A 21,390-nucleotide genomic window follows, 5' to 3' on the forward strand; every position below is an offset into this window, starting at 1 on the left:
GGAATGAATCAGATCTGCCCGACGACGCCCGCGACGAGATAGTTCATGCTTTCCAGCTTGATATCCGTCTGCGCGTAAGCCGTGCCCGATGCGATGGCACTGCCGCCCTTGTTGTCCTTCATCGGGCCTTTGAAGATCACGTAATCGCCCGCGGCCATCTTCGTCTTGATGGCGTCGGCATTGGACTTCGCATCGGCCGTGACTTTCGCGCCGTAGGGCGACATCTTCACGAAGCCTTCCTTCAGGCCGCCGCGCAGAATGTTGGGCTGCGGCTTGCTGGTCTGCGCATCCGTGACGAGTTCCTTGAAAGGCGTCGCCCAATCCCACTCCGCGCCCGTCAGATAACCCTTCGGCGCAAGCGCGGCCTGACTCGCGTGATAGCCGCAACTCATCGCGCCGCGCTTCTCCGCCGTTTCGATGACGACCTTCGGACCGTCGACGTGACAGGTCAGCACATCGCATCCCTGATCGACGAGACTGTTGGCCGCTTCGGCTTCCTTGACCGGCATCGACCAGTCGCCGGTGAAGATGACGTGCGTGGTGATAGACGGATCCACCGATTGCGCGCCGAGCGTGAACGCATTGATATTGCGCAGCACTTGTGGAATCGGCTTGGCGGCGACGAAACCGAGCTTCTTGCTCTTGCTCACGTGTCCCGCGACGACGCCGTTGAGGTACTGACATTCATCGATATAGCCGAAGTAGCTCGCGATATTCGGCGGATTGCCCTGCTTCCACAAACCGCCGCAATGCGCGAAGCGGACCTTCGGATACTTCGCGGCCATCTTCAGCACATGCGGATCGAAATAGCCGAACGAAGTCGCGAAGATGAGCGTCGCGCCGTCCTGTTCGATCATCGCTTCCATCGTCTTTTGCACGGCCACGGTCTCGGGCACGTTCTCTTCCTCGACCACTTTCACGCCCGGCATCTTCTTGATGATCGCGGCGGCCTGAGCCTGCGCCTGGTTATAGCCGTAATCGCCCTTCGCGCCGACATAGATCACGCCGACGGTGAGATTGCTTGCGCCGAAGGCGAGATCGAAGGGCAGCGCGCTGCCGAGCGCGAGCGCGCCCGCGCCTTGGATGAACTGGCGGCGATTGGTCATGATGTAGCTTCCTGTTTGAGTTGATCGCTGGATGAAGAGACGAGGCTGTGCCGATACGCGCGCCAGCCGCCGAAGGAAGTGATGTCGCGTGCGCCGCTGTCCGGCGCGACGGCGGCCGGTTCGCAGATGAAGCCTTTGACGATGCGGCCATCGGCGGTCGTGACCGTGCCGATACCGAGCGGCGCGGGAATCGCCGCGACGAATGCGCCGAAGGTCCGCATAGGCATCTCCCATATCTCGATGGCGATCGCGGCACCCTCGTTTTCGGTGCGCACGAGTCCGGGCTTCGGCGGCTGCGTATCGGCTAATGCGTAGAGCGTGTAGTGCGGCGACGTCATCGCTTCTTCGATGAACCGCGCGCCCGCCTGCTTCATCTGCCATTCGAGCGGCATGCCGCGCAGATGTGCGCCGACTACGGCGAGCTCGATGCTTGGCTCCTGGATCGGCAGCGGATCGATGCTGGCATCGGAAAGTGCCTGAATCTTCGCGCCCAATGCCGCGAGTCTCCGATCCGCGCCCGCTGGCCCAATGAGCGTGATGCCCGCGGGCAAGCCGTCGGCGCGCGGCGGTCCCGGCACGGCGAGCGCGCACAGGTCGAGCAGATTGACGAAGTTCGTATAGACGCCGAGACGGCTGTTCACTTCGACCGGGTTCGCCTGCACTTGCGCGATGGTCGGATGCGTCGGCGTCGTCGGAACGATCAGGATATCGAAACGTTCGAACAACGCTTCCGCCTCACGCTTCAGCAGCGTGAGTTCGTATTGCGCGTTGAATGCGTCGGCGGCGGAGAATGCGTCGGCCTTGCCGATCACTTTCGCTACGGTCGGATCGATGTCATCGCGGTTCGTGACGAAGAAATCGCCCAGCGCCGCGCGGCGTTCCGCGACCCACGGACCGTCGTACAGCAACGCGGCCGCGCGTTGCATCGGTGCGAAGGGAAACGTCGCGGGTTCGAGTTGCAGACGATCCAGCGTCGCCGCGAAGGCGTCGGCCGCGTGCGTGTCGCCGAAGAATTCCAGCGTGTCGGGAATCGCGACGCGCGGCGCATCCGGCAGCAAGCCGCGCGCTGCGACGCGGCGCGAATAACCGTCGAGCGCATCGAAAGTGACCATCTGCTGCAGCACGATCCAGGCATCGGCGACGTCGTGCGCGAAGATCGATAGCGTATCGAGACTCTTGCACGCGGGCACGACCCCGCGCTTGCTGACGAGCCCCAGCGACGGCTTCAATCCGACGATGCCGTTGAAACCCGCCGGCACGCGGCCCGAACCGGCGGTATCGGTGCCGAGCGAAAACGCGACGATGCCCTGCGCCACCGTCACCGCCGAACCGGAACTCGATCCGCCCGACACATATTCCGGATGACTAACTTGTCGCACGGCGCCATGCGGCGAGCGCGTGCCGACGAGACCGGTCGCGAACTGATCGAGATTCGTCTTGCCGATGAGCATCGCGCCCGCATCGATCAAGCGCTGCACGGCGAACGCCGTTTCGCCGGGCGTATAGGCGAACGCCGGACATGCGGCGGTCGTCGGCAAGCCCGCAATGTCGATGTTGTCCTTCACCGCGAACGGCACGCCGAATAAAGGCTTGCGCTCGAAGATCGCGGGTCCGGCTTCGGCGAGCTCGCGTGCAAGCGACGCTGCCGTCGTTTGCAGATCCGCTGCCGGAACGACGAGCGTCCATGCTTCCGGGCGATCACTCGCTTCGATGCGAGCAAGCGTCGCTACGGCGATTAGCTGCGGGTCGGTATCGCCGCGCGCGTACGCATCGAGAAGTGCGCGAACGGTGAGCGGTGCGTGATCGTCGGCAGATGCGGTCGCGTTCATGAGTTCAATCTTGAATACAAGTTGAACGCACAATGCACTGTCCGTGCCAGTGACAGATTCCGCCGTTAAATCAACGATTTGGCATCAGCGTCGCGACTTGCGGCGACCGGGCGTGATCCACGCCGGTTCAGCAATGACCCAGCCGTGTGCGATAAATCCCGCTGACGGTGCAGCGGTCCACGGCTCCGGTGGCGACAGAGTCCGCGTTACTGCGTGTCGCCGATTTCCGGCGCGATGGCCGCATGGTTGACGATCGCGACCATCGATATCCCGCCGATCATGTTCCCGAGAAGCGTCGGCAGCAGGAACACGCCGAAGTAATCGCCGATGCTCGCGGCGTGCGTCATCACGGCATACGCGGCCTCGGCCGAACTGGCGATGACGTGCGTCAGCTTGCTCACGCCGACGGTGTAAGTCACGAGCAGGATGGTGAGCAGGCGCGCGGACCGCGCGCTCGGCAAGAGCCAGACCATCAGCGCGATCAGCCAGCCGGCGAAGACGGCGCGCACCAGCGTCACGCCGAAGCCGGCGCTGAAAGGCGCACGCGCGACCTCCGCGAGCGCCGCGTTGACGTCGGGATCGAACACGTCCTTGAACTGCAGAAGCGCGGCGAATACTGCGGTGCCGACGAGATTGGATAACAACACGATCGACCATAGGCGCAGCGTTTTACCCACTGTGCGCAAGTCACGCCGCGTGAGCACGGGCAGCACCGCTGTCAGCGTGCTCTCGGTGAAAAGCTGCTGACGCCCGAGGATGACGAACACGAAGCCGATCGTATATCCCAGGCTTGCAATCAGATGCTGCGATTTGGATGCAGGCAGCTCGCTTTGCAGAATCGCCTGAACGAGAAAGGAGAAACCCATCGAAAGACCCGCCGCGAGCCCGGACCATATGAGCGCCGAGGCCGTGCGCTCCATCGCGGTTTCGCCCTCTTCGCGCACGATTTCGTGGATGACGAGCGCATGCGGCGTCGAATGATCCGCGGCTTGCTCGCGCTGATCGTGGTCGAGGTGGGGCGACTCGGCGCCTGCTTGCGATTCGGACATTGACTCTTCTCCTGAGGCCGCTGCTGCGTGCGTCGTGCACGATGCGATGCGTGCTTACAGCAGATTCGATGCCTGTCGGGCATAGGGCCTGCTGCTGCGACCTCGTTCACCCGAAACAACCGATCCAACCGATACAAGACCGACGATGAAAACCGAGACCTTTTCCCTTGGCGGCTACGACGTCGAGGTATCGACGAAACAAACGCCAACCGGCGACTGGACACCCGAGCTGCGCGTCACCCGCAACGGACGGCCGGTCGCTCTGCCTCGAGTCGAGACGGTCGAACCCAACTGGCTGACGAGCGCGGAAGCGCTGCGCGGCGGCGTCGAGCAGGCGCGCCGGCTGATCGATCGATATCTCGCCGGCCACGACAATCAGCACACCGGCGGCGCAATCGGCCATCCGGCGAAGCCCGGCGTCCAGGACAAATGATCTGAATCGCGGCGGCGACGTGCCTGCTTCGAGCGCGACCCGCGATCGTCGCGCGTGTGGCCCTTCGATTGCTCGGCGAGCTTATCCGTCATCCGCAAGCAATCGGGCTTGCAGCGAACGGCCCGCAAGGACCGCAAAATGAAGATCGCACAAGTTGCACCGCTCTATGAAAGCGTTCCCCCCAAAGCCTATGGCGCGACCGAACGCGTCGTTTCCGCGCTGACGGAACAACTCGTCGCGTGGGGTCACGACGTCACATTGTTCGCTGCGGGCGACTCCAAGACCCAGGCGCGCCTTCGCGCGACACATCCGGTGGGACTCTGGCGTGACGAACGCGTGTGGGATACGACGAGCCATCATCTGCGTCAGCTCGACGCCGTCGTACGCCGCTCCGCGCAGTTCGACCTCGTTCACTTCCACGGCGAGCCGTTTCATCTGCCATTGCAGCGGTATATGTCGTGTCCGTCGCTTACGACCGTGCACGGCCGACTGCTCGTGCCCGATCACGGTCCGCTCTACGGGGCTTATCCCGATGCGCCGCTCGTTTCCATCTCGGACAGCCAGCGCAAGGACACACCGCACGCCAACTGGATCGGCACCGTGCATCATGGCCTGCCGCTCGATGCCATGCGCTTCTCTCCGAACGGCGGCGACTATCTGCTTTTCGTGGGCCGCATGATGCCCGAGAAGGGAATCGAGCGCGCCGTCGAGATCGCGCGGCGCGCGGGGCTGCCGCTCAAGATCGCCGCGGCCGTGCATCCCGGCGAACGCGCGTGGTTCAGGGAAGAGATTTATCCGATGCTGGAGGCCTCGCAATCGTTCGTCGAATATCTCGGCGAAGTGGGCGGCGAGACGCGCCTCGAACTCTTCTCCCACGCGCGTGCGTTGATGTTTCCGATCGGCTGGGAGGAGCCCTTCGGCCTCGTGCTCATCGAGGCGATGGCTTCCGGCACGCCCGCGATCGCTTTCCGGCGCGGTGCGGTGCCGGAGATCGTCGAGCATGGCGTGACGGGTTTCATCGTCGACGATGTCGAACAGGCCGTGCGTGCAGTGCAGAAACTCGGCACCATTCGTCGCAACGATTGCCGGCGCAGCTTCGAGCGGCGCTTCAGCGCCGAGCGCATGACGCGCGATTACCTCGCGATTTATCGCACGCTGCTCGCGGATCCAGCGCGAGGCGGCGAGGAATGGGCACCCGGCGACCCGATGCAGGCATGACGATTGCCGTTCCCGGTTGCATTCACTCGCGTAATTGGCCATGCGCATCGCTCAGGTTTCCACTCTTTATGAGAGCGTGCCGCCGCGACGTTACGGCGGCATAGAGCGCGTCGTGTCCTGGCTCACGGAAGAACTCGTGAAGATGGGACACGACGTCACGCTCTTTGCAAGCGCCGACTCGCGCACACGCGCGAAGCTCGTCGCGAGTTCGGACTGCGCCGTGAGACTGCTCGAAGACACCGCCGATCCGCAAGCCTTCCACTTCGCGATGCTCGAGGACGTCGTGCGCGCGTCCGGCGATTTCGACATCGTGCATTTTCATACGGACTACATGAGCTTTCCGTACGCGCGCCGGCTCGATGCCGCGCACGTTACGACGCTTCACTGGCGGCTCGACGTGCCCGGCCTCGACGCGCTTTACCGGCGTTTCGCCGATGTGCCGCTCGTGTCCATCTCCGATGCGCAGCGCGAGCCGATGCCGTGGGCCGGCTGGACCGCGACCGTGCATCACGGCATGCCCGCGGCGTTGCTGCCGTTTCAGGCGCGGGCGGAACGGCATCTCGCGTTCGTCGGACGTATCGCGCCATCGAAGGGACCGGACGCGGCCATCCGCATCGCGCGGCGGGCGAACGTGCCGCTCAGGATCGCGGCGAAGATCGACGAAGCGGATCGCCCCTACTTCATTCGCGATGTCGAACCGCTCATCGAGGCGCCGCACGTCGAATTCGTCGGCGAACTCGACGATCACGGCAAGCGCGGACTGCTCGGCCATGCCCGCGCGATGCTCTTTCCGATCGCCTGGCCGGAGCCCTTCGGCATCGCGATGATCGAAGCGCTCGCGTGCGGCACGCCGGTCATCGCGTTCGGGCGCGGTTCGGTGCCGGAGATCATCGAGCATGGCGTGAGCGGGTTCATCGTGCGCGACGAGGACGAGGCGGTCGAAGCCGTCGCGCGATTGCCGGAGATCGACCGGCGCGCATGCCGCGCGCGCTTCGAGCAGTTTTTCACGGCGGAGCGCATGGCGCGTGCTTATGTCGAGGTCTACGAGCGGCTCGTGCGCGAGCGCACCGCGCGGCTCACATTGACGGAGGTTTGAATGCGCTGCATGGTGCTTGCAAGCGATTACGACGGCACGCTGGCGCAGCATGGCCGCGTCGATGAAGCGACGTGGCGCGCCGTCGACCGGCTGCGCGAATCCGGCCGCCATATGGTGCTCGTCACCGGCCGCGAACTCGACGATCTGCTGAGTCTGTGCGACGGCATCGACCGGTTTTCGTATGTGGTCGCGGAGAACGGCGGCGTGCTCTATCACCCGGCGACGCGCGAACGCACGCTTCTGGCGCCGCCGCCGCCCGCCGCGTTCGTCGAAGCGATGCGGCAACGCGGCGTGAAGCACCTGAGCGTGAGCGAGACGCTCGTCGCCACATCGCGCCCGTACGACGAACAGGCGCACGAAGCGATCCGCGAACTCGGCCTCGATCTGCACGTCGTGTTCAACGGCGACGCGGTGATGATTCTCGCGCCCGGCATCAGCAAGGCGACGGGGCTCGATGCCGCCCTCGATGCGATGGCGTTCTCGCCGCGCAATGCCGTCGGCGTCGGCGATGCGCAGAACGATCATCCGCTGCTGGACGCGTGCGAGTTCGGCGCCGCGGTCGGCAACGCGCTCGATGTGCTGAAGGCGCACGCGGATATCTGTCTCGAAGGCGTCGCCGGGGCGGGCGTCGCGGAACTCATCGACAAGATTCTGGCCGACGACCTCGCACACCTGAGCCGACGCGACGCGCGGCACAACCTGCTGATCGGGCATCGCACCGTAAGCGGCGATGGCGGCGATGAAGACACCGCCGAAACGCTCGAACAGCAAGGCACCGTCGCGCTGCTCGCCGGGCAGTCGGGCGGCGGCAAGTCGACCTTGTTGACCGGACTCATGGAGCGTCTGTGCGCGGCGGGATATCAGTTCTGCGCGCTCGATCCGGAAGGCGATTTCGACAATCTCGAAAAGACGCTCGCCATCGGCAATGCGGAGCACGCGCCCAAAGGCGACGACATCATGAAGTTGCTGCGCCAGCCGCGCCAGCCTGTCGTCGCGAATCTGATGCACGTTGCGTTCGCCGAGCGGCCTTCGTACTGCGCCGAACTGCTCGCCGAGCTGCAATCGACCCGCGCGCTCAACGGGCGACCGCACTGGATATTGTTCGACGAGGCGCATCAGCTTTTCCCGAACGCCGCGAACGCCGCCGACGAAACCCTGCCGGAGCAACTCGGCCCGGCCATCTTCGCGACGGTGCATCCGAACGCGATCTCGCAGCGCGTGCTCGAACGCGTCAACGTGTTCATCGGCGCAGGTCCCGGCGCCTGGGAAGCGCTCGAGGAGTTCGCGCGCGCCGCGGGCATCGCGATGCCGCGCCGGCTATCGGGCGCGCCCGAAGTCGGTCAGGCGCTCGTCTGGCGGCGCGAGCCGCTCAGCGGCGACGCCTGGGGCGATCCGCGCATCGTTCGCGTGGAGCCGGCCAAAACGCAGCGTCGCCGTCATGTGCGCAAATATGCGGCGGGCATGCTTATCCCCGAGCGCAGTTTCTACTTTCGCGGGCCGGAGAATCGGCTCAAGCTGCGCGCGCACAACCTCACGCTTTTCCTCGAACTGGCCGATGGCGTCGATGAAGACACATGGCTCTTTCATCTGCGGCGCGGCGACTATTCGACATGGTTCCGCGATGTAATCGGCGACGCCGAACTCGCCGACGAAACCGCCGCCGTCGAGCGCGAACATCGGGATTCCGCCGAGGAGAGCCTCGCTGCGATCACCCGTCTCGTGCAGGTGCGCTATACGCAGCCCGAGAATCCGGTGTTGCCGAACGTGCTCGCGCCCGGCGCGAAGGGCGGCGAACGAACGCCGCCATGAGAACCGGCTTGCAAGCGTCGCTCCCTTCGAGCGCGCGACCGCATCGCACGATCAGTCTTCTTCGAAGAGATGCCGGTACTGATGCGGCTGCGAGCGCAGATACTGCTTCGGCGCGCGCACCTGTGCGCCCAGCTCCGCCGCGGCGTGCCACGGCCAGCGCGGGTCGTACAGGGCCGTGCGCGCGAGCGCGATCATGTCGGCATCGCCGGTTCCGACGATGGCCTCCGCCTGTTCGATGCCCGTGATCAGCCCGACCGCGATGACCGGCATCCCGACCGCCTGCTTCACGGCGCGCGCGAGCGGCACCTGATAGCTCGGCCCGACCGGAATCTTCTGCGCCGGATGAAGCCCGCCGCTCGATACGTGAACGGCATCGCAGCCGCGCGCTTCGAGCGCTTTGGCGAATGCGACGGTCTGCTCGATGTCCCAGCCGCCTTCGACCCAATCGGTGCCGGACACGCGGATCGTCACCGGCCGCTCGGCGGGAAATGCGGCGCGCACGGCGTCGAACACTTCGAGCGGAAAACGCATGCGGTTCTCGAGCGAACCGCCGTATTCATCGTCGCGCCGGTTCGACAACGGCGACAAGAACTGATGCAGCAAGTAGCCATGCGCCGCGTGGATCTGAATGAGATCGATGCCGAGACGCGCCGCGCGCGTGGCGGCCGCCGTGAACGCATCGCGGATGCGCGCGAGTCCGGCCGCATCGAGCGCGACCGGCGGCGCTTCGCCGTCCTCATAGGCGACGCTCGAAGGCGCTTCGGTCTGCCAGCCATGCGCGTGATCGGCTGAAATCTGGGCGCCGCCTTCCCACGGCACATCGGTCGATGCCTTGCGTCCCGCGTGACTCAACTGGATCGCGACCGGCATGTCCGACCATCGCCGGATGCCGTCGAGCGTGCGCTTCAGCGCCGCTTCGGTTTCGTCGTTCCAGAGACCGACATCCGCATATGTGATGCGTCCCTCCGGCAGCACGGCCGTTGCTTCGATGGTGAGCAAGGCCGCGCCGGACAGCGCGAGCTGACCGAGATGAATCAGATGCCAGTCGTTCATGCAGCCGTCTTCGGCGGAGTACTGGCACATCGGCGCGATCACGATGCGATTGGCGAGGGTCAGATTGCGCAAGCGCGCAGGTTGGAACAGTGCAGGCTGTGACATGGACAGGTTCCTTGGCGGTTGTGACGTCGCGAGGGGCGCGACCCATGCCGTCGTCGCCAGCAATGGCTATTCCGTCGACATTCAAGCCGGGCGCGCGGACATCACAGCAGCTTCGACAACACAGGCAGCAGAACGGGCACGACGAACGCGGTAAACACGCCGTTCAGCCCCATGCCGAGGCCGGCGAACGCGCCCATCTCTTCGCTGACCTGAAAGGCGCGCGCCGTGCCGATGCCATGCGACGCCACGCCGAGCGCGAAGCCGCGCGCCTCGACGTCGGAAACGCGCAGCACATTGAGGATACCCCGCGCGGTGACGGCGCCGAACACGCCCGTCGTGATGACGAGCACCGCCGTCAGCGAAGGCACGCCGCCGATCTCCTTCGCCACGGCCATCGCGATGGGCGTCGTCGCGGACTTCGGCGCGAGCGATGCAATCGACTGACGCGACGCCCCGAGCAAGGCCGCCACGGACACGGCGGATACGATCGCGGTCAGCGAGCCGGCGGCGAGACTCACGAGAATCGGCCACGCGAGTCGCTTCAGATTCGCCCACTGCCGATAAAGCGGCAACGCCAGCGCGACCGTGGCCGGCCCGAGCAGAAAATGCACGAACTGCGCGCCGTCGAAATACGTTTCGTAGGCCGTGCCGCTCGTCTTGAGCACCACGACGACGATGGCCACCGAAATCAGCACCGGATTGGCGAGCGGATTGAAGCGGCACGCCGCGTAGATGCGCTGCGCGATGAGGTACGCGAGCAGCGTGATGGTAAGGCCGAGCAGCGGCGTGGCCGCCAGATAGACCCAGATCGCTCCGAAGTGCGGCACCGGGATCATGTGCGGTCTCCGTGTTCATGGGCGACGCGGCGGCGGCCGCGCAGCATCGCACGCATGACGAGCGCGGTGACGGCGATCGCGAGTGTGGTACTGACTGCAACGGAGAACACGACGGCAAGCACGTCGCCGCGCAGCGCATGCGCCGACACCATGATGCCGACGCCCGCCGGCACGAACAGCAGAGACAGGTGCCGGAGCAGTTCGAGCGCCGTGGGTTCGAGCGTGGCCGCGGCGGCCGGACGCAATGCGCAGTATCCGGCGAGCAGAAGCATGCCGATGACCGGGCCGGGCACCGGCAGGCTGAAGAGATAGGAAAGCCCTTCTCCGAGACACTGGAAAACGAGCAATGTAGCAATTGCGGCGAGCATGGGAAAAACTCCTGGTGCGTGCGATGTTCATGCCTTCTTTCGGCAGCGGACGAAGCGTACCCGAGATGCTCGGGAAGCGCGTGACTCGCCCGCACATCGGGCACGGGCTGGTCGATCCATCTGCCCCGCTCGATGCGACTTTGTGCAAAAAAAAGGCCCGCCTGAAAACGGCGGGCTGAAGCCACGGAAGATAACGCGCCATTCAAGGCGCGCTTGAAGTATCGCGCTTTATTTTCATGTCGCAACAGTACGAAGGGCATCCTAACTATTCGTCGTCATGCCACGAACATGCGCGGCATGACGATTGCGAGTCATCGGGCAGCGCGAAGCGCGATTGCTTCGCTCATCCGTTCACATCGATCCGGGAGACACCATGGCTCAACCGACCGAACACCTGCTCGACTGGCTTCGCGACGCGCACGCGATGGAACAGCAAGCCGAGCAAATGCTGCGCGCGCAGTCCGGGCGCCTCGAGCACTATCCGCAACTGAAGGCGCGTATCGATCAGCATCTGGAAGAAACGCTGGACCAGCAGAAGATCGTCGCCGCGTGCATCGAGCGGCTCGGCGGCAGCACATCGACGGTCAAGGATCTTGCCGCCAAGATGATGGCCTTCGCGCAAGCGGCGGGCGGCATGACGATGACCGACGAAGTCGTGAAAGGCGCCATCATGAGCTATGTATTCGAGAACATGGAGATCGCGTCCTACACCTCGCTAATTGCGGCAGCGACGCGCTGCGGCGATGCCGAAACCCGGGCCGCGTGCGAACGGATCCTGCCTCAGGAGCAGGCAATGGCGCAATGGCTGCTCGAACACATCCCTTCCATCTCGACCGAATATCTCGACCGCTCGGCATCCGGTCAGGAAGCGAAGAAATAAGCCTTGCATAAGGCTTCGACATGTTCGTTCATCCAGTCGTCATACCTAGCCGGAACACACCATGAGCCAGTATCCCGCGACCGACAACCAGCAAGCGAAGGGCCACTCGCTTGCCCGTGGACTCGCATTCTTCAGTCTCGCATTGGGAACCGCCCAACTGCTTGCGCCCCGTACCGTCGCACGCATGTCCGGCCTGCGCGTCAGCCCTGGCCTCGTCAGGCTGTATGGGCTGAGAGAGATTGCCTGCGGCATCGGCATACTTTCGTCGCGCGATCCGTCTCCGTATCTGATGGCGCGCATCGGCGGCGACGCGCTCGATCTGATGACCGTGGCGACGGCGCCACGCGAACGCCGGCAAGGCGCGCACACGCGTGCGCTCGGCGCCTTGCTCAACGTCGCGGGCGTCACCGCGCTCGATGCGCGCGCGGTGACTTCGCTGTCCGATGACCGGGCGCGGCAGCGCAGCGAACGCTCGGAGCATTACGCCCAGCTTTATCTTGACCGCACGGGCTTTCCGCGTCCGGCGGACGAGATGCGCGGCGCAGCGCGAAGCGATGGCAACGGCGCCTGAGTGCGGAGTCGGCAATGCATGCGCTCGTCACGCTGATGGAATAACGCTTGCTCGATCTCACTACCTTCAGCCAATCGAGCGATCACGATGACCCACTTCTTCTTGCCTGCATCGCAGTACACAGCGCGTCTGCCGCTGCTTCAATGGCTGTCGGCTCCCGACGAGGATGCCGACGACGATCTCGACGACGTCCTCGACGAAACCGGCGAGATCACCAACCGCAGCAATGGCAAGAGCGGCACCGATACCACGGCGGAACCCGATCCCAAGCCGGACAACCATCAGGCATCGACGAGGCAATCATGACCGACGAACAGACGCCGCAGCATATCGAAGGGCAGCCGGTGCCGGGACACACCGAGAACATCCCGGCGAACCCGAAGGAGCCGGCGCCGCGCGGCCCCAACGAGGATCGCGCGCCGGACGCCGGTCCCGCTACCAAGCCGGGAACACCGCCGGGCACGCAAAGCGAAGGCGACCGCCTGAAGTCACCCGACTGACATCGGCGCTGCCGGTCGAACGCAGCGCCATTTGACTCGATAAGTCCATGAGGAGCACGCCATGAACCGAACCATCACGATCAGGGCCATGTTGATCGCCGCAGTGACGGCGTCCCTTTGCTTTACGTCGGGCTGCAACCGCAATACGAGCGGCGGAAGCACCGCGGCAAGCGACAGCGCAGGGTCATCCGCGCCGGCTGCCGCCAGCTTCCCGGCGACCGCCGCCAGCGACGCACCCGCCGGTGCGAGCCAGTAAGCGAACAGGTACGACTGGCGAGGCGGCGCCGCGCCGCGCATTGCCAGATCGGCTTCGCCCGCGCCGGGGTTGACCGGCTTCGCCGTCGGTTGGATGCGGTGCGGGTAAGTCGTCGATTGCGGGGTAATTGCATCGGCATCCGAAATATTCACATCGCGAGAACGTCGCCGCCCTCTTCCAGTCGATTACCCGATACCCTATTCTCCCGGTGCCATCGACATATCGGGCGTACCCGCCGACGTGGAACGCGCTTTGGCATCCGTCGAATTTACCTCTCTCGGCATGTCCCCCGGAACTCGATTCCAAGGGCTCGATACCGGCTCACTGTGATACGTCATGCCCGACGTGGCGGCACCGTGAGATCCGCCGCTGCCATTTCCACCGTTGCCATTACCACCTGCAACTGCCGAGCTTGCAGCTAACAACGTCGCGATGGAAACCGACAACGCAAGGGTTCTACGGACATCGAGTCGGTGGAGCATGGGAGTTCTCCAATCTTGTTCAAATTCAAGTAAGTATTACGGCGTCGGCCACAAATCTAGCGACGTATCAGTCAATACGAACGCTCGCCAAACAAAGACGCAGGGCTTCAAGAAAATCGTGCGAGCAAAAAAAGATTCCATGACGCCGTATCTATCCGGCCCTTAAACACGTCGACGACCGCCGCGCCAACGGTAAGTTTGACGTCGTACGAACATCTGAATAGACTTCGCCTTCGCGCCCCGCCCCGAAGTCCCATGATTGCCCATCAGGAAACATCTGTCCCGGACAGCACTGCGCTCGATATCCCCGTTCCGCCACGCGACTTTGGCGTGACCCGGCGCATGCTGCTCGCCGTGCTTGCAGCATCAATCATCACACCATTGCTTTTTCTCGCCACGTACGGTTATTTCGGTTTTCAAACCAGAATCGCGGATTCGACTGAAGGAATCGACAGACTCTCGCGAGTTGCCGAGGAGCAGGCCGTAAAAGTCCTCGACGTGAATCAGGAGGTATCGCTTCGAATAATGGCCTTTCTCGGTGACGACGGGGATGTCCCACTTCGCGCGCGACAGCAATCTGTTCATCGCTTTCTGAGGCAAACCGCCGAGCGGGTGCCATCGGTTTTCTCGATTGCTGTCTTTGGCCGGAAAGGAAATTTGCTTGCCAGCAGCAGCACCTATCCGGTCGGCCTTCAATCGATTGGAGACCGCTCGGATATCTGGTCTGCACGCCATGCCGCTTCTGCGGCAGTTGGCATGCTGCGGCCCGAACAAATATCCGACCCGGCTCGGGACGTTTTCGATGTGACGTTCCCTCGATACGACTCGAGTGGCCAGTATCTCGGTGTCTTGGCCATATCCCTTCGACGCGATTATTTCTCGTCGTTCTACGACCGGCTGACCGCACATGACCGGGCTTTGACGGTGGGCCTTTTCCGAAGCGACGGTACTACGCTCGTTCGATTTCCCGAGCCAAAAGCGCGACGCGCACCGACAAGCAGTCAACCCTTGCTGGAAGCTATTCAGGCTAATCGGCAAAGCGGACGTCTCAAGGGTTTCTCGACGCTCGACGGCGTCGAGAAGCTCCTGGTGTATCGAGAGGTCGGCTCATACCCGCTTTACGTGACCTCCGGAATCCCGGTCTCGACGGTTACATACAGATGGTTGCGACACGACGGTCTTATCGCCATCGCGACGCTGGTTCCATGCGTAGGCATCTGGTTTCTGGTCGTGTTCAGTTTGAGCCGTCTGAAACGTGAACGAACGGCGTGGGACAGATGGAAAGCCGAGTTCGGGATGCGCGTTTCCGCGGAAGCAACAAGCCGTCAGATGAAGCGTATGGGCGCACTCGGCAATCTCGTGGCAAACGTCGCGCATGACTTCAACAATCTCCTCATGGTGGTCAAGGCGAACATGGAACTGGCCCGTCGCAAGCACTTCAACGGACTGGAGAAAGAAGTCATCGCAGTGGAACGGGCTTCCGCTTCGGCGGAGGTCCTGGCAAGGCGGCTACTCAGCGTCGCTCGCAAGCAACCGCTGCGTGAGGAGTTCGTGGATGTCAAAGATTGGCTCGAACGGGAAGCCTCTCTGATTCAGATGTCGCTCAATGAGCGCATCCGCTTTCACATCAGGTCTTCTGACGAAATCTGGCCAATCTACGTTGACCAAACCGAACTTCAATCGGCGCTGATAAACCTTGCGGTGAATGCCAGGGATGCAATGCCCGGCGGCGGCGACTTTACCATTCGCACCAGGAACATCACGCTCGATACTTCGAAAGGAAGCCTGAAGCCCGGTGACTATGTTGTCATCGCTTGTTCCGATACCGGCGTCGGCATGCCGGCATCAGTGATGCAACGCGCCTTCGAGCCGCTTTTTACGACCAAAGCCGCGAACGCTGGCACGGGGCTCGGCCTTGCGCAGGTCATCGCGATGTGCGAGCAGGCGCGCGGAACAGCACGCATCGAGAGCGAGGAAGGTAAAGGAACGACCGTGTCGCTCATTCTTCCCCGTGGCTCCGGGCAGGCCGAAGCCAAAGCCAAAGCGACGACCGTGTCTCCCTCACCACCCGTCACGGTGACGGAGGCGACCAAGGGTTCCATTTTGCTGGTCGAAGACAACGAGGAAGTGGCCGCGGGACTTTCGGCCGTACTGGAGGTGTTCGGCTGGCAATCCCGACACGAACTCACCGGAGATGCAGCGCTAGGTCTGCTGGAGGACGGCGCGAAGTTCCATCTCATTCTCTCCGACATTCAAATGCCTGGGCTCAACAACGGAATCGATGTTGCGGAAAAAGTGCGGCGGAAATGGCCGAAGCAGGCTATTGCGCTGATGACCGGCTATGCCGACGAGTTCGAACGAGCAAAAAACGCCGGTGTAACGATTCTTTCCAAGCCCTTCAACATCGACGACCTTCAGGCTTTGCTGCAGAGCGTAGCACCCGCGATCAGGTGATTCGTCACTCTCGCCCATCGCCGCCAACGCGATGAACATCGTCGCTGCCGCAGCAAATGGAAGCGGAGTCAGCCGCTTCGCCGACTTAAGCCGTCACCGCCGTGCGCTGACGACTGACAAGCTGATTGTCCTTGCCTTCGACGAGGCGAGTCAGCGCGATATCGAACTGAATTTCCTTGTAAGCGTCCGCCTTTAGACCGAGCGCAAAGCCGCCCTTCTTTTCGACGACATGAGGAATCAATTCCTCGCGCGTGGCATACGCGAAGTCATCCCAAATGAGCGGATCGCCCTCGATGTTGATCTGCGTGGTCAGCTTGCGGAAGTTATCGCTCGTCACGAAGAAATGAACGTGTGCAGGACGATTGCCATGCCGTGCAAGCGCGTTCAGCAATTCTTGCGTCGAACCGTGAGGCGGGCATCCATAGCCTACGGGCATGAGCGTGCGGAACTCGTACTTGCCGTCTTGTCCTGTTCTCACCGCGCCACGCAAGTTGAAGTCACTCTGTGCGCCGGTCGGATCGAAATGCGAGTAGAAGCCTTTCGAGTTTGCATGCCAGCACTCCACGACGGCATCCGCGACAGGCTTGCCGTCGGGACCGGTTACGGTGCCGCGAATGACAAGCGGCCCGGCGTCATCGTCCGGATTGAGGTCGATCTTCGCCACACCATCGCGCAACGGTGCGCCCGCCACATACAGCGGACCTTCGATGGTGCGCGGTGTGCCGCCGTGAATGTCCGCGTGACGGTCCTGCGCATCCATGCGAATGTCGAGAAACTTCTCGAGACCGAGACCCGCCGCGAGCAAGGCCGTTTCCCCGTTGCGACCGAGCCGGTTGAAGTAGTTCACGCCTGCCCAGATTTCATCGGGCGTCATATCGAGGTCGTCGATGGCCTTGAACAGGTCGCTTAGCAGCCGATGCGTGATCTGCTTCGCACGTGCATTGCCGTTATCGCTGCCGAGATTGGCGGCGGCCGAAAGCAGGCCCTGAACTTCCTTCGTATCGAATACTTTGACGCTCACGATGTTGTCTCCATAGGTATGGGGGGTACGACACAGGTATTCCGTTCCGCGGTACCACGCGCGGACTCACGCGTCGTCTCGACGACAAATTAGGCCGCACCCGCATATCCGTCAAATAGATCAAATGTGGTTGATGCCATCCGTGAAATGGATGACATCCCGGCGCGAATGTCGGCTGGCTTCAAAACTTGTGGCGGATGCCCACGCGGACCGTGCTTTGACGATCGCTCGTCGACGGCGTGAGGTTGTTGATCGCCGCAACCGCCGCTGTGCCGGTGGAATCGATGCCGGATGCCTTCTGGTACACGCCGATCAGATAGACATCGGTGCGCTTAGACAGGAAGTAATCGGCGCCGAGGGCGCCTTGGTAATACTTGGCGCCGGGATTGTTGCCGGTGGCCGAATCGACGTCACCGCCCTTCGTGTAGTCGAATGCCGCGCCGAGCAGGAGCGCCGGCGTGAGCTGATACCTGAAGTTGACTTCGACGTTATTGAAGTTCGCATTGCCGGAATAGCCGCGCGGATTGGGACCGGAGTTCGCGGTATCGCCGAGGTTCTTGAACTGCACGTTGGAATACGTTGCACCTACCGTGGCCGCGCCGAATCCATAAGCAGCGCCCGCCGCGACCACCTGATAGGTACGAGCCGATGCATAGCCGCTATAGACGGGCGAAGAGATGAAGTTCGCGCTCGCAGCGGGCGGCGTGCTTGCGCCGTTGTCGCCGAAGAAGCCGACGTTCGGATTGCGCGCGTTCAGGTAACCGACGCCCAACGTCAGCGGGCCGTTCGCATAGCCCGCACCGAGCGACCACAATTGGTTGCGCGAGACCGCACCCGCGACGCCGCCCAGGCTGTAGACGCCGCCGAAGGTAACGCCGTAGTAAGCCTTACTGACGAACTTGATCGCGTTGTTCACGCGATACGCGTTGTTGAGGTTATCCAGATCGCCTGGATGCGCGCCGATATATCCCGCCCACTGGGTACCGGACTCGAACGGGCCCACATAATCCACGACCGAATCGTATTGCCGCCCGAGCAACACGGTGCCGTAAGCACTGGACAAGCCCACGTACGCCTGCCGGCCGAACATCAGACCTTGCGTGCTGCCGCGGTTCTTCTGCGCAAGCGAGCCGTTATTCAGGTCGAAGCCGTTCTCGAGTACGAACAGCGCAGCAAGCCCGCCGCCAAGCTCTTCCCTGCCCCTCAATCCCCAGCGGCTGGCCTGCATGACGCCGCTCGACAGGTTGTAGAGATTGTGGCCGCCGGCGTTCGATGTCCAGTTGAAGCCATCGTCGACGATGCCGTACAGCGTCACCGCGCTTTGTGCGTGCGCCGTGCCTGCAACTGCAAGCAGCGCCAGAGAAGTTCCCAAGGCGAGTTTCATACGTGCGTGTTCCATGCGAGTCGTTCTGTTGATTGACGCAATGAAGGCTCATTGCGGTGATGAATGCGATGCGCCACGCAGTCTGCGGCCGCTCGTTTCACGCGGCAAATAAGCCAAAAGCATGACCGGCGATAAGCGCGATCGATATGTCATGCGAGGCAAGGGCTATTCCGTACGACATGCAACGGCACATGCACCAGATTCATGTCGCGCATTTTTGTCTCGAATTTGACCGCGATTATCGAGGCTCATATCGTGGGCCCATCGCATCGCATCGATACGACTCGCACCGCTTCTTGAGCATCAGGGAAGCGGGAACCATCACCTCATGTCTTCCCCAACCATGAACCCTGAAGCTCTGAATTCCGACCTGAGCGCGCTCGCTCAAACCCGATCGGCTCGTCGCCCAAGCAACGTGCGCCGTGCAGTCACGACGGCAGTGCTCGGCCAGATCCTCGAGTGGTATGACTTCTTTCTGTACGGCACCGCCGCCGCGCTCGTCTTCGGCAAGCTGTTCTTTCCGGTCGGCACCGATCCGCTCACGGGCACCATCGCCGCATTCGGCGGCTTCACGGTCGGCTTCATCGCGCGACCCATCGGCGGCGTGCTATGCGGACATATCGGCGACCGTTACGGCCGCAAGGTCGTGATGATGCTGACCCTTCTCACGATGGGCACCGCCACGGTCCTGATGGGCGTTTTGCCGACCTATCAGCAGGTCGGCATTGCGGCGCCCGCGATGCTCGTTCTGTTGCGCATTCTTCAGGGACTGGCCGCCGGCGGCGAATGGAGCGGCAGTATCCTGCTGATCCACGAGAACGCGCCGCAATCGAAGCGCGGCGCGCTCGCGGCGTGGAGCCCGTGTGGCGCGGCACTCGGCTTCGTCCTGTCCACCGGTGCGTTCCTGCTGGTGCAGAACTTGCCGGCGGGCGACTTTCAGAGCTGGGGATGGCGCCTTCCGTTTCTCGCGAGCGCCGCACTCGTTCTTCTCGGCTTGTGGATGCGCCGCTCCGTCGGAGAAAGTGCCGCATTCGCCGAAGTCAAGGCGACGCGCCACGAAAGCCGGATGCCTGTCATCGAAGTGCTGCGCCAATGTCCGCGCGAAGTGCTGACCGTGTTCGGCCTGCGCTTCGGCGAGGGCGCGGCGTCCTACCTCTTCTTCGCATTTTCGATCGCCTACGGGCAGTTTCTGGGCATCAAGTCGAGTTGGGTTCTGAGCGGCCTGTGCATTTCGATGCTGCTGATGATCCCCGTTTCGCTCTTCTTCGGCTGGGTGACCGACAAGGTCGGACGCAAGCCGGTGTATCTCGCCGGCGCAATCGCCATCGTACTGGTCGCGTGGCCGTACTTCGCGCTGCTCGGCTCGGGCGAGTACTGGAAGGTGGTTGCGGCGCTCGTCCTCGCGAACAGCATCACGCTCGGCATTCTCGAAGGCGCGCAGCCCGCGTTCATCAGCGAGATGTTGCCGGTGCACCTGCGTTTCTCGGGACTCGGCATTGGCCGGGAAGTCTCTTCCGTACTCGGCGGCGGCCTCTCGCCGATGATCGCCACCGCGTTGCTCGCCCACTATCACAGCGCCGTGCCAGTCGCCATTTATCTGGGCGTACTCGGCCTGATCACCGTCGTCGCCACGCTGCTCGCACGCGAGACGTATCCCAAAGCGATGCGCGCCGCTGCACGCCGTCAGCCCGAATGACATCGACACACATCGACCGAGAGGTATCACCTATGCAAGCCCTTCGAAGCGAAGCCATCATCGATTCGCAAAACGACTATCCCGAGTACGCCGGACCGCTGCACCTCGATACGCTGATCGAGGAAGTCGAGCGCCGCCGCGACGAGTTCGACGCCCTGTCCCACGTGCCGCGCGATATGGTCGGCAAGATGAAGCGCGCGGGGATTTTCCGCGCGAGCACGCCCAAACGTTTCGGCGGCGATGCGCTGCCGCCCGCGCGCTTCCTCGAGATGCTCGAACGTATCGCGATCGCGGACGGATCGGCCGCCTGGGTCGCGGCGTTCGGCTCCGCGAACACGTACCTGGCTTCACTGCCTGTGGAGACCCAGGCGCGAATCTATGCGGCCGGTCCCGATCAGGTCTTCGCGGGCGGCTTGTATCCGCTGCAAAAGGCCGAGCGCGCGCCCGGCGGATTCCTCGTGTCGGGACAGTGGCGCTTTGCGAGCGGCTGCAAGGGCGCGGACTGGATCGGCGTGGGAATCGGCGGGGCGCCGGCCGGCACCGACGACAAGAACGCCGGCAAGCCTTTTACTGCGGTTTTCCCGGCGAGCGAAGTGGAGATCGTCGATAACTGGAACGTGGTCGGCATGCAGGGCACGGGCAGCCATGATCTGCGCCTGAAGGACAAATACGTCGAGGAACAATGGACCTTCGTGCGCGGCGGCACGCCGCTGATCGATGAACCGCTGTACCGGTATCCCGCCGTCGCGTATCAGGCGCAGGTGCATGCGGCAGTGAACATCGGCCTGGCGCGCGCGGCGCTCGACCTGCTGGCGGGGATGTCCGGCGTGACGAAAACCACGACCGGTGCGCCGCGTCTCGCCGATCGCGCCTACTATCGTTCCGGGCTCGCGCAGGCGGAAGCACAACTGCGCAGCGCGCGGGCGTTCTTCTTCGAGTGCGCGGAAGCATCGTGGCGCACGGTGCTCGCGGGCGACCCGGTGTTGCCTGCCGAAGCAAACTTGCTGCGTCTGTCGGCGACGCACGCCGCCCACACCTGCGCCGATATCGTGATGCAGGCGTACAAGATGGCGGGCATCGGCGCGATCTATCGCGAGAACCGGATGCAGCGTCTGGTACGCGATTCGATCGTCGTCACGCAACACGCCTTTCTCGGCGAAGGCAATTACGACGCATCGGGCGCGATCTTCGTCGGCATTCCGCCCGTTACGCCGTATCCCTGAACCCGCGAATCCTGAAAGGAC

The 21,390-nt window shown here is 63.3% G+C and carries 20 protein-coding genes; 11 read left to right on the plus strand and 9 right to left on the minus strand.

Features of this window, described 5'->3' with window-relative positions:
• Window positions 1-8 precede the first annotated feature (8 nt).
• The 3 genes from BG60_RS02270 to BG60_RS02280 all read right to left on the minus strand — a co-directional run bounded on the left by BG60_RS02270 (window position 9) and on the right by BG60_RS02280 (window position 3,984).
• Window positions 9-1,106 carry a BMP family ABC transporter substrate-binding protein gene (locus tag BG60_RS02270; protein WP_008346678.1) on the minus strand — a complete coding sequence of 366 codons (1,098 nt, stop codon included), beginning with the start codon at window positions 1,104-1,106 and terminating at the stop codon, window positions 9-11.
• Window positions 1,103-2,935, minus strand: a complete 1,833-nt coding sequence (gene atzF, locus BG60_RS02275) for an allophanate hydrolase (protein ID WP_034470183.1) — start codon at window positions 2,933-2,935, stop codon at window positions 1,103-1,105. The genes BG60_RS02270 and atzF overlap by 4 nt, the downstream gene beginning before the upstream one ends.
• A 206-nt stretch (window positions 2,936-3,141) precedes the next feature.
• On the minus strand, window positions 3,142-3,984 hold the full coding sequence (locus tag BG60_RS02280; protein ID WP_008346682.1) for a formate/nitrite transporter family protein: 843 nt from the start codon (window positions 3,982-3,984) through the stop codon (window positions 3,142-3,144).
• 145 nt (window positions 3,985-4,129) lie between these two features.
• On the opposite strand from BG60_RS02280, the gene BG60_RS02285 reads away from it, so the two are divergent.
• From BG60_RS02285 to BG60_RS02300, 4 genes are all read left to right on the plus strand, one after another.
• A complete protein-coding gene (locus BG60_RS02285; RefSeq protein WP_008346683.1) occupies window positions 4,130-4,417 on the plus strand; it encodes a DUF6566 family protein in 288 nt (95 codons plus the stop codon).
• Window positions 4,418-4,555: 138 nt separating this feature from the next.
• A complete protein-coding gene (locus BG60_RS02290; protein WP_008346685.1) occupies window positions 4,556-5,635 on the plus strand; it encodes a glycosyltransferase family 4 protein in 1,080 nt (359 codons plus the stop codon).
• 40 nt (window positions 5,636-5,675) lie between these two features.
• The gene (locus BG60_RS02295; RefSeq protein ID WP_008346687.1) at window positions 5,676-6,731 is read left to right on the plus strand and encodes a glycosyltransferase family 4 protein; all 1,056 of its coding nucleotides are present in this window, start codon (window positions 5,676-5,678) and stop codon (window positions 6,729-6,731) included.
• Window positions 6,732-8,540: an HAD-IIB family hydrolase gene (locus tag BG60_RS02300; RefSeq protein WP_008346689.1), complete on the plus strand. Its 1,809-nt coding sequence runs from the start codon at window positions 6,732-6,734 to the stop codon at window positions 8,538-8,540.
• Window positions 8,541-8,591: 51 nt separating this feature from the next.
• On the opposite strand, the gene BG60_RS02305 is transcribed toward BG60_RS02300, so the two are convergent.
• From BG60_RS02305 to BG60_RS02315, 3 genes are all read right to left on the minus strand, one after another.
• Window positions 8,592-9,698 (minus strand): NADH:flavin oxidoreductase/NADH oxidase, encoded by a 1,107-nt coding sequence (locus BG60_RS02305; protein WP_008346690.1) that lies wholly within the window; start codon window positions 9,696-9,698, stop codon window positions 8,592-8,594.
• Between the two features lie 101 nt (window positions 9,699-9,799).
• Complete coding sequence (locus tag BG60_RS02310; RefSeq protein ID WP_008346692.1) at window positions 9,800-10,534, minus strand: LrgB family protein; 735 nt, start codon at window positions 10,532-10,534, stop codon at window positions 9,800-9,802.
• A complete protein-coding gene (locus BG60_RS02315) occupies window positions 10,531-10,902 on the minus strand; it encodes a CidA/LrgA family protein (protein WP_008346694.1) in 372 nt (123 codons plus the stop codon). Before BG60_RS02315 ends, BG60_RS02310 begins: the two co-directional genes overlap by 4 nt.
• Before the next feature lie 373 nt (window positions 10,903-11,275).
• On the opposite strand from BG60_RS02315, the gene BG60_RS02320 reads away from it, so the two are divergent.
• The 4 genes from BG60_RS02320 to BG60_RS02335 all read left to right on the plus strand — a co-directional run bounded on the left by BG60_RS02320 (window position 11,276) and on the right by BG60_RS02335 (window position 12,853).
• The gene (locus BG60_RS02320) at window positions 11,276-11,782 is read left to right on the plus strand and encodes a ferritin-like domain-containing protein (protein ID WP_008346696.1); all 507 of its coding nucleotides are present in this window, start codon (window positions 11,276-11,278) and stop codon (window positions 11,780-11,782) included.
• Window positions 11,783-11,843: 61 nt separating this feature from the next.
• On the plus strand, window positions 11,844-12,353 hold the full coding sequence (locus tag BG60_RS02325) for a hypothetical protein (protein WP_008346698.1): 510 nt from the start codon (window positions 11,844-11,846) through the stop codon (window positions 12,351-12,353).
• Between the two features lie 87 nt (window positions 12,354-12,440).
• Complete coding sequence (locus BG60_RS02330) at window positions 12,441-12,659, plus strand: hypothetical protein (RefSeq protein ID WP_008346700.1); 219 nt, start codon at window positions 12,441-12,443, stop codon at window positions 12,657-12,659.
• A complete protein-coding gene (locus BG60_RS02335; RefSeq protein WP_008346702.1) occupies window positions 12,656-12,853 on the plus strand; it encodes a hypothetical protein in 198 nt (65 codons plus the stop codon). The genes BG60_RS02330 and BG60_RS02335 overlap by 4 nt, the downstream gene beginning before the upstream one ends.
• On the opposite strand, the gene BG60_RS38650 is transcribed toward BG60_RS02335, so the two are convergent.
• Complete coding sequence (locus BG60_RS38650) at window positions 12,842-13,261, minus strand: hypothetical protein (RefSeq protein ID WP_034470185.1); 420 nt, start codon at window positions 13,259-13,261, stop codon at window positions 12,842-12,844. The two genes, BG60_RS02335 and BG60_RS38650, sit on opposite strands and share 12 nt — an antisense overlap.
• Window positions 13,262-13,846: 585 nt before the next feature.
• Here BG60_RS38650 and BG60_RS02345 point away from each other — a divergent pair.
• Window positions 13,847-16,045, plus strand: coding sequence for a hybrid sensor histidine kinase/response regulator (locus BG60_RS02345; protein ID WP_034470187.1), 2,199 nt, complete (start codon window positions 13,847-13,849; stop codon window positions 16,043-16,045).
• 85 nt (window positions 16,046-16,130) lie between these two features.
• Here BG60_RS02345 and catA read toward each other — a convergent pair whose 3' ends face one another.
• Both catA and BG60_RS02355 read right to left on the minus strand, forming a co-directional pair.
• Window positions 16,131-17,066 (minus strand): catechol 1,2-dioxygenase, encoded by a 936-nt coding sequence (gene catA / locus BG60_RS02350; RefSeq protein WP_008346707.1) that lies wholly within the window; start codon window positions 17,064-17,066, stop codon window positions 16,131-16,133.
• A gap of 181 nt (window positions 17,067-17,247) precedes the next feature.
• Window positions 17,248-18,450: a porin gene (locus tag BG60_RS02355; RefSeq protein ID WP_034470189.1), complete on the minus strand. Its 1,203-nt coding sequence runs from the start codon at window positions 18,448-18,450 to the stop codon at window positions 17,248-17,250.
• A gap of 343 nt (window positions 18,451-18,793) precedes the next feature.
• Between BG60_RS02355 and BG60_RS02360 the strand changes: the two genes are divergently transcribed.
• Both BG60_RS02360 and BG60_RS02365 read left to right on the plus strand, forming a co-directional pair.
• A complete protein-coding gene (locus BG60_RS02360; RefSeq protein ID WP_081851805.1) occupies window positions 18,794-20,146 on the plus strand; it encodes an MFS transporter in 1,353 nt (450 codons plus the stop codon).
• 32 nt (window positions 20,147-20,178) lie between these two features.
• Entirely contained in the window at window positions 20,179-21,369 is a 1,191-nt protein-coding gene (locus BG60_RS02365) for an acyl-CoA dehydrogenase family protein (RefSeq protein WP_008346712.1), read from the plus strand.
• The last annotated feature ends 21 nt before the right edge of the window (window positions 21,370-21,390 follow it).

Origin of the sequence: Caballeronia zhejiangensis (assembly GCF_000698575.1) — a bacterium.
Classification (GTDB): Bacteria; Pseudomonadota; Gammaproteobacteria; order Burkholderiales; family Burkholderiaceae; genus Caballeronia; species Caballeronia zhejiangensis.